Here is a 15,298-nt window from a genome sequence, read left to right on the forward strand (position 1 = left end):
CGCCGGCGTGCCCACGAGCGCCGGCGGCCACCGCTCCCGTCCCCGCCCCGGCCACCGCGTCCTTCTCGAACTCAGAGGAACCACCCCATGGCAAGCTCCGAAGCCAAGCTCCGCGACTACCTCAAGAAGGTCACCACCGACCTTCGCCGCACCCGGCAGCGGCTGGAGTCTGTCGAGGCCCGGGAGAGCGAGCCCATCGCCGTCGTCGGCATGGCGTGCCGCTTCCCCGGCGGCGTCCGCTCCCCGGAGGACCTGTGGCGGCTGGTCGCCGACGGCACCGACGCCATCGGCCCCCTTCCTTCGGACCGCGGCTGGGACCTGGACGGCCTCTACGACCCCGACCCGGGCACCCCCGGCAAGAGCTACGTCCGCGAGGGCGGATTCCTCGACGGTGCCGCCGGCTTCGACGCGGACCTGTTCGGCATCGCCCCCCGCGAGGCGCTCGCCATGGACCCCCAGCAGCGCCTGCTGCTGGAGACCGCCTGGGAGGCGGTCGAGCGTGCCCGCATCAACCCGGCCGCCCTGCGCAACACCGACACCGGTGTCTTCGTCGGCGGTGCCGACACCAACTACGGCTCCCTGGCCCGCACCGCCGAGGAGACCGAGGGCCACAACCTCACCGGCGGCGCCATGAGCGTCCTCTCCGGCCGCATCTCCTACACCCTCGGCCTGGAGGGCCCGGCCGTCACCGTCGACACGGCCTGCTCCTCCTCCCTGGTCGCCCTGCACCTCGCGGTGCGCGCCCTGCGCGCCGGCGAATGCTCTCTCGCCTTGGCCGGCGGCGTCGCCATGATGCCGACCACCGAGCTGTTCACCGAGTTCTCCCGCCAGCGGGGCCTCGCCGCCGACGGCCGCTGCAAGCCCTTCGCCGAGGCGGCGGACGGTACCGCCTGGGGCGAGGGCGTCGGCGTGCTCCTCGTCGAACGCCTCTCCGACGCCCGCCGCAACGGCCATCCCGTCCTCGCCGTCGTCCGCGGCTCCGCCGTCAACCAGGACGGCGCCAGCAGCCGCCTCACCGCCCCCAACGGTCCCTCCCAGCGCCGCGTCATCGAGGCGGCCCTCGCCGACGCCCGCCTCGCCGCCGACCAGGTCGACGCCGTCGAGGCCCACGGCACCGGCACCACCCTGGGCGACCCCATCGAGGCCCAGGCCCTCCTCGCCACCTACGGCCGGAACCGCCCGCAGGACCGCCCGCTGCGGCTGGGCGGCATCAAGTCGAACATCGGCCACGCCCAGGCCGCAGCCGGTGTCGCGGGCGTCATCAAGATGGTCATGGCGATGCGCCACGGCCTGCTGCCCGCCACCCTCCATGTCGACACCCCCACGCCGCACGTCGACTGGACGGCCGGTGCCGTCGCACTCCTCACCGAGGCCGTCGACTGGCCCGACGCCGACCGCCCTCGCCGGGCCGGTGTCTCCGCCTTCGGCATCAGCGGCACCAACGCCCACGTCCTCCTCGAACAGGCCACCCCCGAACCCGCCGGGGCCGCCGCCACCACCGGCGACGAGAACGCCCCTGAGGAAGCCGCCTTTGCCGACCCGGTGACGGCCACCGACCCGGCCGTCACCCCCTGGCTCCTCTCCGCCCGCTCGCACACCGCGCTGCGTGCTCAGGCGGCCCGGCTCCTGGCCCACGTCACCGGGAACACCGGCCCCGAAGCCCCACGGCCGGTGGACATCGCCCTCTCCCTCGCCACCAGCCGCGCCCCGCTCCCGCACCGCGCCGTCGTCCTCGCCACCGACCCCGCGACCACCGAGGCCGCCCTGGAGGCCCTGGCCTCGGGCCTGCCGCACGCCGGTGTCACGGAGGGTGTGGCCACCGGAGGCCGCACGGCGTTCCTGTTCTCGGGTCAGGGTGCGCAGCGTGTGGGGATGGGGCGTGGTCTGTATGCGCGTTTCCCGGTGTTCGCTGAGGCGTTCGATGAGGTGTGTGCGGGGTTGGACGTGCATGTGGGGTGTTCGTTGCGTGAGGTGGTGTGGGGTGGGGATGCGTCGGTCCTTGATGGCACCGGGTATGCGCAGGCGGGGTTGTTCGCGGTCGAGGTGGCGTTGTTCCGTCTGGTGGAGTCGTGGGGGGTGCGGCCGGAGTTCGTGGCGGGTCATTCGATCGGTGAGGTGGCTGCGGCGTATGTGGCCGGGGTGTTCTCGCTGGCGGACGCGTGTGCGTTGGTGGCGGCGCGTGGTCGTCTGATGCAGGCGTTGCCTGTGGGTGGTGCGATGGTGGCGGTGGAGGCGGGCGAGGCGGAGGTGCTGGCGCGTCTGGAGTCTGTTGCGGGTGTGTCGGTCGCGGCGGTGAACGGGCCGTCCTCCGTGGTGGTCTCGGGTGATGAGGCGGCGGTCGGGGCGGTGGCGGAGGTGTTCCGTGCCGAGGGGTGCCGTGTGAGTCGTCTGCGGGTCTCGCACGCGTTCCATTCGCCGTTGATGGAGCCGATGCTCGATGCGTTCCGTGAGGTTCTGGCGGGTCTGTCGTTCGCGGAGCCGTCGTTGCCGGTGGTCTCCAACGTCACGGGGCGGATCGCCGGTTCCGGTGAACTGACCACGCCTGACTACTGGGTGCGGCATGTGCGTGAGGCGGTCCGTTTCGGCGACGGTGTGCGGGCTTTGGTGGCGGAGGGTGTCTCGCGGTTCGTGGAGCTGGGGCCTGACGGGGTGCTCAGCGGCATGGCGCGTGAGAGCGCCGGCGAGGACGCCGTACTCGTTCCCCTGCTGCGCAAGGACCGCGACGAGGAGGGGACCGCGCTCGCCGCGCTCAGCCGCCTCCACACCACCGGTGCGCCCGTCGACTGGACCGCCGTCCTCGCCGGCACCGGCGCACGCCTCACCGACCTGCCGACCTACGCCTTCCAGCACGAGCACTACTGGCCCGTGCCCACCCTCGTCCCCGCCGGGGACGTGGAGTCCGCCGGCCTGCGCGCGGCCGGGCACCCCCTGCTGAGTGCCGCCGTCGAACTCTCGGACTCCGGCGGTCTGCTGCTCACCACCCGGCTGTCCCTGCGCACCCACCCCTGGCTCGCCGAGCACGTCGTCCTGGGCAACGCGCTGCTCCCCGGTACGGCCTTCGTGGAACTCGCGGTCCGTGCCGGGGACGAGGTCGGCTGCGAGCGCGTCGAGGAACTGACCCTCGCCGCCCCGCTGGTCCTGCCCGAGCAGGGCGGTGTCCAGCTCCACCTGCACGTCGGCCCCGCCGACGCCGCGGGCCGCCGCGTCCTCACCGCCCGCTCCCGCACCGAGGGCGCCGACGACCAGCCCTGGACCGAGCACGCCACCGGTGTGCTCGCTCCCGGGGAGCGCACCGCGGCCTTCGACACCACGGTGTGGCCGCCCGCCGACGCCGAACCCCTCGACCTCACGGGCCTGTACGAGCGCATGGCCGAGGGCGGCTACCACTACGGGCCGCTCTTCCAGGGACTGCGGACCGCCTGGCGGCGCGGCGACGAGGTGTTCGCCGAGGTCGCCCTGCCCGAGACGGCCGAGCGCGACGCCGCCGGCTACGGCCTCCACCCGGCGCTGCTCGACGCCTGCCTGCACATCTCCGCCCTGGGCGGCCTCGCGCACGGCGTGGTCCCGTTCTCCTGGGAAGGAGTGTGCCTGCACGCCACCGGAGCCCGTGAGGTCCGGGTCCGGATGACCCGGACCGGCGACGAGTCCGCCGCGGTCGCCGTCGTCGACCCCACGGGCGCCCCCGTGGCCAGCGTCGAGAACCTGGTGCTGCGCGCGGTCACCCCCGAACCCACCGGCACCGACGCCCTGACCCGTGACGCGCTCTTCCGCGTGGACTGGGTCCGCGCCGGGACAACCGGTGACGCCGCCGACGCCGGTCCGGTCGGTGTGCTGGGCGCCCTTGACGCCCCCACGGCCCTCGCCGACGTCATCGGTGGCGAGGGAGCGACGGGCCACGGATTCGTGGCCTTCGCCGATCTGGAGAGCCTGGCCGCCGCCGAAGAGGTACCGGCGACGGTCCTGGTCCGGGTGCGTCCCGACACTGCGACGCGGGCCGAGGCGGTGGTGGACGCCGTGCACGCCGTGGCGGCCCGGAGTCTGGACCTGGTGCGGGGGTGGCTGGCGCAGGAGCGGTTCGCCGACTCCCGTCTGGTGTTCGTCACCTCGGACGCCGTCGACGGCGGCGACCTGGCCGGCTCCGCGCTCTGGGGCCTGGTGCGCTCCGCCGGCTCCGAGCACCCCGGTCGCTTCGGCCTGATGGATGTCGGAGCCGGTGCGGACACCGCGACCGTCCTGACCGCCGTCGCCACGGGCGAGCCGGAGACCGCCGTACGCGACGGCGAGGTACGCGCCCCGCGACTGGCCCGGGTCGCGCCCGGCACAACGACGGGCCCGCGGTGGGACAAGCTCGACGGCACCGTGCTGCTGACCGGTGGCACGGGTGGTCTGGGCCGGATTCTCGCCCGGCATCTGGTGGTCGAGCGCGGTGTGCGGGACCTGCTGCTGGTGAGCCGCAGCGGTGCCGCCGCCGAGGGCGCCGAGGAACTGGTCGCCGAACTGTCGGCTGCCGGCGCACACGTGGCCGTCGAGGCGTGCGACGTCTCCGACCCCGCCGCCGTCGCGGACCTGGTCGCCCGCCACCCGGTGCGCGCGGTCGTCCACTCCGCCGGTGTGCTGGACGACGGCACGGTGGAGTCCCTCACGGCCGAGCGCGTGACCCGCGTGCTGCGTCCGAAGGCGGACGCCGCGTGGCACCTGCACGAGGCCACCCGCGCCCTCGACATCGACGCCTTCGTCGTCTTCTCCTCGATGTCCGGCATCCTCGGCGGCCCCGGCCAGGCCAACTACGCGGCCGGCAACACCTTCCTCGACGCCCTGGTACGCCACCGCCGCGCCCTCGGCCTGCCCGCGGCCTCCCTCGCCTGGGGCCCGTGGAGTCAGGACGCCGGCATGATCGGCACCCTCTCCGACACCAGTCAGCACCGCATCGCCCGTGCCGGAATGCCCGAACTGAGCCCGGAGCAGGGCACCGCCCTCTTCGACGCCGCCCTCGCCTCCGGTGAGCCGGTGGTCCTTCCGGTCCGCCTCGACCTGGCCGCTCTACGCGGGCAGGGCGACCTCCACCCGATGCTGCTCGGCCTGGTGCGGCGGCGTGGGCGTCGTGCGGCCGCCGGTGGTTCGGTGGCGGCGGTGGGCCTGGCGCAGCGCCTTGGGGCGTTGGGGGGTGATGAGCGTCGTGAGGTGTTGTCGGACCTGGTGCGTGGTCAGGTGGCCGTGGTGCTGGGACACGCGGGTGTGCAGTCGGTGGATCCGGAGCGTGCTTTCCAGGATCTGGGTTTCGATTCGTTGACTGCGGTGGAGCTGCGGAACCGGTTGGGGAAGTCGACGGGGTTGCGGTTGCCGGCGACGGTGGTGTTCGACTACCCGACGGTGCGTGCGCTGGTGGGGTATCTGCTGGAGGAGTTGTTCGGTGCGGTGGAGCCGGCGGAGGTGGTGCCGGTGTCGGCGTTGCCGTCGGTGGCCGAGGACCCGGTGGTCATCGTCGGGATGGCGTGTCGTTATCCGGGGGGTGTCTCCTCGCCCGAGGATCTGTGGCGCATCGTCTCCGAAGGTGTCGACACCGTCTCCGAGTTCCCCGCCAACCGCGGATGGGACGTCGACGCGCTCTACAACCCCGACCGCGATGCCTCCGGTACCAGCTACACCAAGGCCGGTGGCTTCCTGCACGAGGCCGGTGCCTTCGACTCCGACTTCTTCGGGATGAGTCCGCGTGAGGCGGTGGCGACCGACGCACAGCAGCGGTTGCTGCTGGAGACGACGTGGGAGGCGATCGAGCGGTCGGGTATCGACCCGGTCTCGCTGCGCGGCAGCCAGACCGGTGTCTTCGCGGGCGTCATGTACAACGACTACGGCAACATGCTCGCCGACGAGCAGTACGAAGGCTTCCGCAGCAACGGCAGCGCGCCCAGCATCGCGTCCGGCCGTGTCTCCTACACGTTCGGTTTCGAGGGGCCGGCGGTGACGGTGGACACGGCGTGCTCGTCGTCGTTGGTGGCCTTGCACTGGGCGGCGCAGGCATTGCGTTCGGGTGAGTGCTCACTCGCGGTGGCCGGTGGTGTGACGGTGATGTCGACGCCGACGACGTTCGTGGAGTTCTCGCGGCAGGGTGGTCTGTCGGCGGACGGCAGGTGCCGTTCGTTCGCGGATTCGGCGGACGGTGTGGGGTGGTCCGAGGGTGTGGGCATGGTGGTGCTGGAGCGTCTGTCGGACGCCCGGCGCAACGGGCATCGTGTGTGGGCGGTGGTGCGTGGTTCGGCGGTGAACCAGGACGGTGCGTCGAACGGTCTGACGGCGCCGAACGGTCCGTCGCAGCAGCGGGTGATCCGTCAGGCGCTGGCGAGTGGTGGTCTGTCGGCGGCGGATGTGGATGTGGTGGAGGCGCACGGGACGGGGACGACGCTGGGTGACCCGATCGAGGCGCAGGCACTCCTGGCCACGTACGGCCAGGGCCGGGACGAGAGCCAGCCGTTGCTGCTCGGCTCCGTCAAGTCCAACATCGGGCACACGCAGGCCGCGGCGGGTGTGGCGGGTGTCATCAAGATGGTGATGGCGATGCGGCACGGCCGGCTGCCGCGCACGCTGCACGTGGACTCTCCCTCGTCGCATGTCGACTGGTCGGCCGGTGCTGTCGAGCTGCTGACCGGTGAGCGGGCGTGGCCGGGGGAGGAGTGTGTCCGCCGAGCCGGTGTGTCCTCGTTCGGCATCAGCGGCACCAACGCCCACGTCATCCTGGAGCAGCCCGAGCCGGTCACCGAACCGGAGACGGGCGGGGAGGGGATCGCCTCCCTCGACCCCGGCATCGTGCCGTGGGTGCTCTCGGGGCGTACCGAGGAGGCGCTGCGCGCCCAGGCCGCCCGGCTGCTCGCCCAGGTCGAAGGCCACCCCGGCGTGCGTCCCGTGGACCTGGGGCTCTCCCTGGCCACGCAGCGCTCCCTCTTCGACCACCGCGCCGTCGTCCTCGCCACCGACCCCGCGACCACCGAGGCCGCCCTGGAGGCCCTGGCCTCGGGCCTGCCGCACGCCGGTGTCACGGAGGGTGTGGCCACCGGAGGCCGCACGGCGTTCCTGTTCTCGGGTCAGGGTGCGCAGCGTGTGGGGATGGGGCGTGGTCTGTATGCGCGTTTCCCGGTGTTCGCTGAGGCGTTCGATGAGGTGTGTGCGGGGTTGGGCGTGCATGTGGGGTGTTCGTTGCGTGAGGTGGTGTGGGGTGGGGATGCGTCGGTCCTTGATGGCACCGGGTATGCGCAGGCGGGGTTGTTCGCGGTCGAGGTGGCGTTGTTCCGTTTGGTGGAGTCGTGGGGGGTGCGGCCGGAGTTCGTGGCGGGTCATTCGATCGGTGAGGTGGCTGCGGCGTATGTGGCCGGGGTGTTCTCGCTGGCGGACGCGTGTGCGTTGGTGGCGGCGCGTGGTCGTCTGATGCAGGCGTTGCCTGTGGGTGGTGCGATGGTGGCGGTGGAGGCGGGCGAGGTGGAGGTGCTGGCGCGTCTGGAGTCTGTTGCGGGTGTGTCGGTCGCGGCGGTGAACGGGCCGTCCTCCGTGGTGGTCTCGGGTGATGAGGCGGCGGTCGGGGCGGTGGCGGAGGTGTTCCGTGCCGAGGGGCGCCGTGTGAGTCGTCTGCGGGTCTCGCACGCGTTCCATTCGCCGTTGATGGAGCCGATGCTCGATGCGTTCCGTGAGGTTCTGGCGGGTCTGTCGTTCGCGGAGCCGTCGTTGCCGGTGGTCTCCAACGTCACGGGGCGGATCGCCGGTTCCGGTGAACTGACCACGCCTGACTACTGGGTGCGGCATGTGCGTGAGGCGGTCCGTTTCGGCGACGGTGTGCGGGCTTTGGTGGCGGAGGGTGTCTCGCGGTTCGTGGAGCTGGGGCCTGACGGGGTGCTCAGCGGCATGGCGCGTGAGAGCGCCGGCGAGGACGCCGTACTCGTTCCCCTGCTGCGCAAGGACCGCGACGAGGTCGCCGTCGTCCTGACCGCCCTCGCCGAGTTGCACGTGCGCGGCGTCTCCGCCGACTGGGGCACCGTCCTCGACGGCACGGGGGGCCGCCCGGTCGACCTGCCGACGTACGCGTTCCAGCACGAGTACTACTGGCCCACCGCAAGCGCCGCCGGAACCGGGGACATCCGCCTCGCCGGGATCGGCGCTGCCGGACACCCGCTGCTCGGCGCGGCCGTGGAGCTGGCCGGCGCGGACGGCCTGATCCTCACCGGACGCCTCTCCACGCAGTCCCACCCGTGGATCGCCGACCACGTCGTCCAGGACGCCGTGCTGGTGCCGGGCACGGCCCTGCTGGAGGTGGCCGTCCGCGCCGCCGACGAGGCGGGCTGCGAGGCCGTCGAGGAACTCACCCTGTCGGCACCCCTGGTGCTGCCCGAGCGCGGCGCCGTGCGCATCCAGGTGGCCGTCGGCGAGCCCGACGACTCCGGCCGCCGCACCGTCGCGATCCACTCCCGGGACGACGCCGGCGACGAACGTCAGCCCTGGAGCCTGCACGCCCAGGGCGTACTCGCCCCGGACGCCGCCCTCCCGGACCCGGAGGCCGCCGGCTTCGCCGCCTCGGCATGGCCGCCGCACGACGCGGCACCGGTCGACCTGGCCGACTGCTACGAGCGCCTCGAAGAGGCCGGCCTGCGCTACGGCCCCTTCTTCCAGGGACTGCGGGCCGCCTGGCGGCGCGGCGACGAGGTCTTCGCCGAGGTCGCCCTGCCCGACGGCGTCGACGGCACCACCTTCGGCCTGCACCCGGCCCTCTTCGACGCCGCCCTGCACGCCTCCTTCGCCTTCGGCGTCGACGACGCCCCCGGCGGGGTTCCGTTCGTCTGGGAGAACGCCACCCTGCACGCGTCCGGCGCGTCCGCCCTGCGGGTCCGGCTGACCCGGACCGGCGACGACAGCCTGGGCGTACACCTGGCCGACCCGACGGGAGCGCCGGTCGCCTCGGTCGACTCCCTCACCGTCCGCACGGCCACCGCCGGTGACGTCGCAGCCGACACCGCCGCACCGCTCTACCGCGTGGACTGGGTTCCGGCCGACGGCACGCGCGGCGCCGCCGAAGCGGGACGGATCGCCCTCCTCGGCGAGAACCTCGCGGACCTGGCGGGCGAGGGAATCTCCGTCCACGCCGACCTGGCGGAGCTGGCCGCCGCCGACGAGGTGCCGAGCACGGTCCTGGTCACCGTCCCGGCCGTCCCGGCCGCCGAGGGCGTCGTGGGCTCCGCGCACACCGCGGCCGCATGGGCGCTCGACCTGGTGCGGGAGTGGCTGGCGGGGGAGCGGTTCGCCGACTCCCGTCTGGTCCTCGTCACCCGGGGCGGCCCCACCGCCGAGCCGGCCGACGCGCTGGCCACCGCGCCCGTACGCGGCCTGCTGCGCTCGGCGGCACTGGAACACCCCGGCCGCTTCGGTCTGCTGGACCTCCCGGCGGGAACGGACGCGCAGGCGCTGCTCGCCGCCCTCGCCTCCGGCGAGCCGGAGTCCGCCGTCCAGGACGGCGAGGTGCGCGTTCCGCGGCTGGTCCGTACGACGCCGGCCGCCGGGGTGCAGACGGCTGAGGACCCGCTGACCGGCCTCGGCTCCGGCACCGTGCTGCTGACCGGTGGCACGGGTGGTCTGGGCCGGATTCTCGCCCGGCATCTGGTGGTCGAGCGCGGTGTGCGGGACCTGCTGCTGGTGAGCCGCAGCGGTGCCGCCGCCGAGGGCGTCGACACCTTCACCGCGGAGCTGAACGGTCTCGGGGCCCGCGTGACGGTCGCCGCCTGCGACCTGGCCGACCGCGCCGGACTCGACGCCCTGCTGGCCGAGGTCCCGGCCGACCGCCCGGTGCGGGCCGTCGTGCACACGGCAGGCGTTCTGGACGATGGCATGCTCGTGTCGTTGACGGCGGAGCGGGTTTCGGCGGTGCTGCGTCCGAAGGTGGACGCGGTGTGGAACCTGCATGAGGCGACGCGTGACCTGAGCCTTGAGGCGTTCGTGGTCTTCTCGTCGGTGGCGGGGACGTTCGGGAGTGCGGGGCAGGGCGCGTACGCGGCCGGGAACGTGTTCCTGGACGCGTTGGTCGAGTATCGGCGTGCGTCGGGTCTTCCCGGGGTGTCGTTGGTGTGGGGTCCGTGGGAGGGCGACGCCGGTATGACGCGGGCGTTGTCGGAGACGGACCGGCGTCGGATCGCCCGTTCGGGTCTGCCGCCGGTGTCGGCGGAGCAGGGCACCGCCCTCTTCGACGCCGCCCTCGCCTCCGGTGAGCCGGTGGTCCTGCCGGTCCGCCTCGACCTGGCCGCTCTGCGTGGCGACGAGGACATCGCGCCGCTCCTCCGTGGTCTGGTGCGGCGGCGTGGCCGTCGTTCGGCTGCGGGTGGTTCGGTGGCGGCGGCGGGTCTGGTGCAGCGTCTTGGGGCGCTGGGGAGGGATGAGCGTCGTGAGGTGCTGCTGGACCTGGTGCGTGGTCAGGTCGCGGTGGTGTTGGGACACGCGGGTGTGCAGTCGGTGGATCCGGGGCGTGCGTTCCAGGATCTGGGTTTCGATTCGTTGACTGCGGTGGAGCTGCGGAACCGGTTGGGGAAGTCGACGGGGTTGCGGTTGCCGGCGACGGTGGTGTTCGACTATCCGACGGTGCACGCGTTGGTGGGATATCTGCTGGAGGAGTTGTTCGGCGGGGCGGAGCCGGCCGAGGTGGTGCCGGTGTCGGCGCTGCCGTCGGCGGCCGGGGACCCGGTCGTGATCGTGGGCATGGCGTGCCGCTACCCGGGTGGTGTCTCCTCGCCCGAGGACCTGTGGCGCGTCGTCTCCGAGGGCGTCGACGCGGTCTCGGACTTCCCCTCGGACCGAGGCTGGGCCGTCGACTCGCTCCACAACCCCGACCGCACTGTGCCGGGCACCTCCTACACCCGGTCCGGTGGTTTCCTGCACGACGCGCCGGAGTTCGACCCGGAGTTCTTCGGGATGAGCCCGCGTGAGGCGGTCTCCACGGACGCGCAGCAGCGTCTTCTGCTGGAGACGACGTGGGAGGCGATCGAGCGGTCGGGTATCGACCCGGTCTCGCTGCGCGGCAGCCAGACCGGTGTCTTCGCCGGTGTCATGTATCACGACTACGCCAACCTGCTGGCCTCCCCGGAGTACGAGGGGTACCAGGGGAGCGGCAGTGCCGGAAGCGTGGCCTCGGGCCGCGTCTCGTACACGTTCGGTTTCGAGGGGCCGGCGGTGACGGTGGACACGGCGTGCTCGTCGTCGTTGGTGGCGTTGCACTGGGCGGCGCAGGCATTGCGTTCGGGTGAGTGCTCACTCGCGGTGGCCGGTGGTGTGACGGTGATGTCGACGCCGACGACGTTCGTGGAGTTCTCGCGGCAGGGTGGTCTGTCGGCGGACGGGCGGTGCCGTTCGTTCGCGGATTCGGCGGACGGTGTGGGGTGGTCCGAGGGTGTGGGCATGGTGGTGCTGGAGCGTCTGTCGGACGCCCGGCGCAACGGGCATCGTGTGTGGGCGGTGGTGCGTGGTTCGGCGGTGAACCAGGACGGTGCGTCGAACGGTCTGACGGCGCCGAACGGTCCGTCGCAGCAGCGGGTGATCCGTCAGGCGCTGGCGAGTGGTGGTCTGTCGGCGGCGGATGTGGATGTGGTGGAGGCGCACGGGACGGGGACGACGCTGGGTGACCCGATCGAGGCGCAGGCACTCCTGGCCACGTACGGCCAGGGCCGGGACGAGAGCCAGCCGTTGCTGCTCGGCTCCGTCAAGTCCAACATCGGGCACACGCAGGCCGCGGCGGGTGTGGCGGGTGTCATCAAGATGGTGATGGCGATGCGGCACGGCCGGCTGCCGCGCACGCTGCACGTGGACTCTCCCTCGTCGCATGTCGACTGGTCGGCCGGTGCTGTCGAGCTGCTGACCGGTGAGCGGGCGTGGCCGGGGGAGGAGTGTGTCCGCCGGGCCGGTGTGTCCTCGTTCGGGATCAGCGGCACCAACGCCCACGTCATCCTGGAGCAGCCCGAGCCGGTCACCGCATCAGGTCCGGAAGAGACGGGCGGCACGACGGCACCGTCCGGTGTCCAGCCGTGGGTCCTGTCGGGCCGTACCGAGGAGGCACTGCGCGCCCAGGCCGCCCGCCTGGCCGACTTCCTCACCGACGCGCCGGCGGACGTACGGGACGTGGCGCTGTCCCTGGCCACGCAACGCACCCTCTTCGACCACCGCGCGGTGATCCCGGGCGCCGACCTGGAGACGGCGCTGACCTCGCTCCGCGCGCTGGCCGCCGGCACGCCCGACGCCGACGTCGTGGAAGGCGTGACCGGGAACGGTCGTACCGCCTTCCTGTTCTCCGGGCAGGGCTCCCAGCGGCTCGGCATGGGCCGTGACCTCCATGAGCGGTTCCCCGTCTTCGCCGAGGCGTTCGACGCGGTCTGCGCCGAGCTGGACGCGCACCTGGACCGCCCGATCCGTGAGGTGGTGTGGGGCGAGGACGCCGAACTCCTGAACCGTACGGCGTACGCCCAGCCGGGCCTGTTCGCCGTCGAGGTGGCGTTGTTCCGCCTGGTCGAGTCGTGGGGGGTGCGGCCGGAGTTCGTGGCCGGTCACTCCATCGGCGAGGTCGCCGCGGCGCACGTGGCCGGGGTGCTCGCCCTCGCCGACGCCGCCGCGCTCGTCGCCGCCCGGGGCCGTCTGATGCAGGCGCTGCCCGAGGGCGGCGCCATGGTCGCCCTGGAGGCGTCGGAGGAGGAGGTGCTGCCGCACCTCACCGGCGACCTGTCCATCGCCGCCGTCAACGGCCCGTCGTCGGTGGTCGTCTCGGGCTCCGAAGCGACCGTCGAGACGGTCGCCGAGGTCTTCCGGGAGCTCGGCCGCCGGGTCAGCCGGCTGCGCGTCTCGCACGCCTTCCACTCGCCGCTGATGGAGCCGATGCTCCACGCGTTCCGCGAGGTGGTGGAGGGGCTGTCCTTCGCGGCGCCGAGGATCCCGCTGGTCTCGAACGTCACCGGCACGCTCGCCGAACCGGGACAGATGGACGAGCCCGCGTACTGGGTCACCCACGTCCGTGAGACGGTCCGTTTCGACGACGGTGTGCGGGCCCTGGTGGCGGAAGGCGTCACGCGGTTCGTGGAGCTGGGGCCCGACGGGGTGCTCAGCGGAACGGCGCGCGAGAGCGCCGGGGAGGACGCCGTCCTGGTCCCCCTTCTGCGCAAGGACCGTGAGGAGACGGCTTCGGCGCTGAACGCCCTCGGCCGGCTCCACATCGCCGGCGTGGACGTCGACTGGTCCGGCTTCCTCGTGGGCGCCCGCGCCGTCGACCTGCCGACCTACGCCTTCCAGAAGCAGCGCTACTGGCCCGAGGCCATACCTCCGCTCGCCGGTGACGTGCGCTTCGCGGGTCTCGACGCCGCCGACCACCCGCTGCTCGGCGCGGCCGTCGAACTCGCCGGCGCCGACGGCACGGACGGGGTGGTCCTCACCGGTCGCCTGTCGACGCGGTCCCACCCGTGGCTCGCCGACCACGTCGTCCAGGGCACCGTGCTGGTGCCGGGCACCGCCCTGTTGGAGATGGCCGTCCGCGCCGCCGACGAGGCGGGCTGCGGATCGGTCGAGGAGCTGACGCTCTCCGCCCCCCTGGTCCTGCCCGAACGCGGCGCCCTCCAGATCCAGGTACGGGTCGCCGCTCCCGACGAGGACGGCCGCCGTGCCCTCGGCGTCCACGCGCGCACCGAGGACGACGAAGGTGCTCCGTGGACCGTCCACGCCACCGGAGCCCTCGCCCCAGAGACCCTCGCCCCCGCCGGCTTCGACGCCACCGTCTGGCCGCCGCGCGACGCGGCCCCGGTCGACGTGACCGACTGCTACGAGCGCCTGGCCGAGGCCGGCTTCGCCTACGGCCCCGCCTTCCAGGGGCTGCGGGCCGCCTGGCGGCACGGCGACGCCCTGTACGCCGAAGTCGCCCTGGACGAGGGTGCCGACGGCGGCGCCTTCGGCCTGCACCCCGCGCTCTTCGACGCCGCGCTGCACGCCTTCGCCCTCGACGACGACGGCCGTGGGGGTGTCCCGTTCTCGTGGGGCGGCGTCTGCCTCCACGCCTCCGGCGCCACGACCCTCCGCGTCCGCCTCACCCGGGACGCCGACGGCACCATGGCACTCGCCCTCGCCGACCCCGCCGGTTCCCCGGTCGCCACCGTCCACTCCCTGACGGTGCGCCCGCTCGCCACCGGACAGCTCACCACCCCGGCGCGGGACTCCCTCTACCAGGTGGAGTGGGTCCCGGCCCGGCCGGTCGACGGCCCTGCCGAAACCGGTGCGGTGGCCGTCCTCGGCCACGCCCGGGACGCCGTGCCGACCGCCGACGACTTCGCCACGTACGCCACCCTGGACGAGCTGGCGGCCGCCGAGGAGGTGCCCTCCACCGTGCTGGTGACCGCCTCCGAGGACACCGACGGCATCGACCCGGCCGGGGCCGCACACACCGCCGCCGCCCGTGCCCTCGCCCTGGTGCGGTCGTGGTTGGCCGAGGACCGGTTCGCCGGATCCCGCCTGGTCTTCGTCACGGCCTCCACCGACGGCACCACCGGACTCGCCGATGCCGCCGCCCGGGGCCTGGTGCGCTCCGCGATCTCCGAACACCCAGGACGCGTGGGCTTGTTGGAGCTTCCGGCCGACGCGGACCCCGCGTCCGTCCGCGCTGCTCTCGCCTCCGGCGAGGCGGAGTCGGCGGTGCGGGACGGCGAGGCGCGCGTGCCGCGCCTGGCCCGCGTCACGCCGGAAGCGACCGAGGGCCCGCGCTGGGACGCCCTCACCGGTCCGGTGCTGGTCACCGGCGGTACCGGCGGCCTGGGCCGGGTACTGGCCCGCCACCTCGTCATGACACACGGCGTCCGGGACCTGCTGCTGGTGAGCCGGAGCGGCGCCACCGCCGAGGGCGCTGCGGAACTGGTCGCCGAACTGTCGGAGGCCGGCGCACACGTGACCGTCGAGGCCTGCGACGCCGCCGACGCCGACGCCGTCGCCGGGCTCGTCGCCCGGCACGGCGTGCGCGCGGTCGTGCACGCGGCGGGCGTCATCGACGACGCCACGCTCACCTCGCTGACGGCGGAGCGGGTCGCGGCGGCGCTGCGTCCGAAGGTGGACGCGGCGTGGAACCTGCATGAGGCGACGCGTGACCTGAGCCTTGAGGCGTTCGTGGTCTTCTCGTCGGTGGCGGGGACGTTCGGGAGTGCGGGGCAGGGCGCTTACGCGGCCGGGAACGTGTTCGTGGACGCGTTGGTGGAGTACCGGCGTGCTCTGGGTCTTCCTGGTGTGTCGTTGGTGTGGGGTCCGTGGGCGCAGGACGCGGGTA

1 protein-coding gene (cut by a window edge) is annotated in these 15,298 nt (G+C 73.4%); it reads left to right on the forward strand.

What is annotated here, in order from left to right:
* The first annotated feature begins 87 nt into the window (after positions 1–87).
* Positions 88–15,298 carry the 5' end (the start) of a type I polyketide synthase gene (locus Sdia_RS15985; protein WP_191835350.1) on the forward strand. It continues 16,733 nt past the right edge of the window, so the window shows 15,211 of its 31,944 coding nt (coding positions 1–15,211); it begins with the start codon at positions 88–90; its stop codon lies off the right edge, out of view.

It is taken from the genome of Streptomyces diastaticus subsp. diastaticus (assembly GCF_011170125.1).
Classification (GTDB): domain Bacteria; phylum Actinomycetota; class Actinomycetes; order Streptomycetales; family Streptomycetaceae; genus Streptomyces; species Streptomyces diastaticus.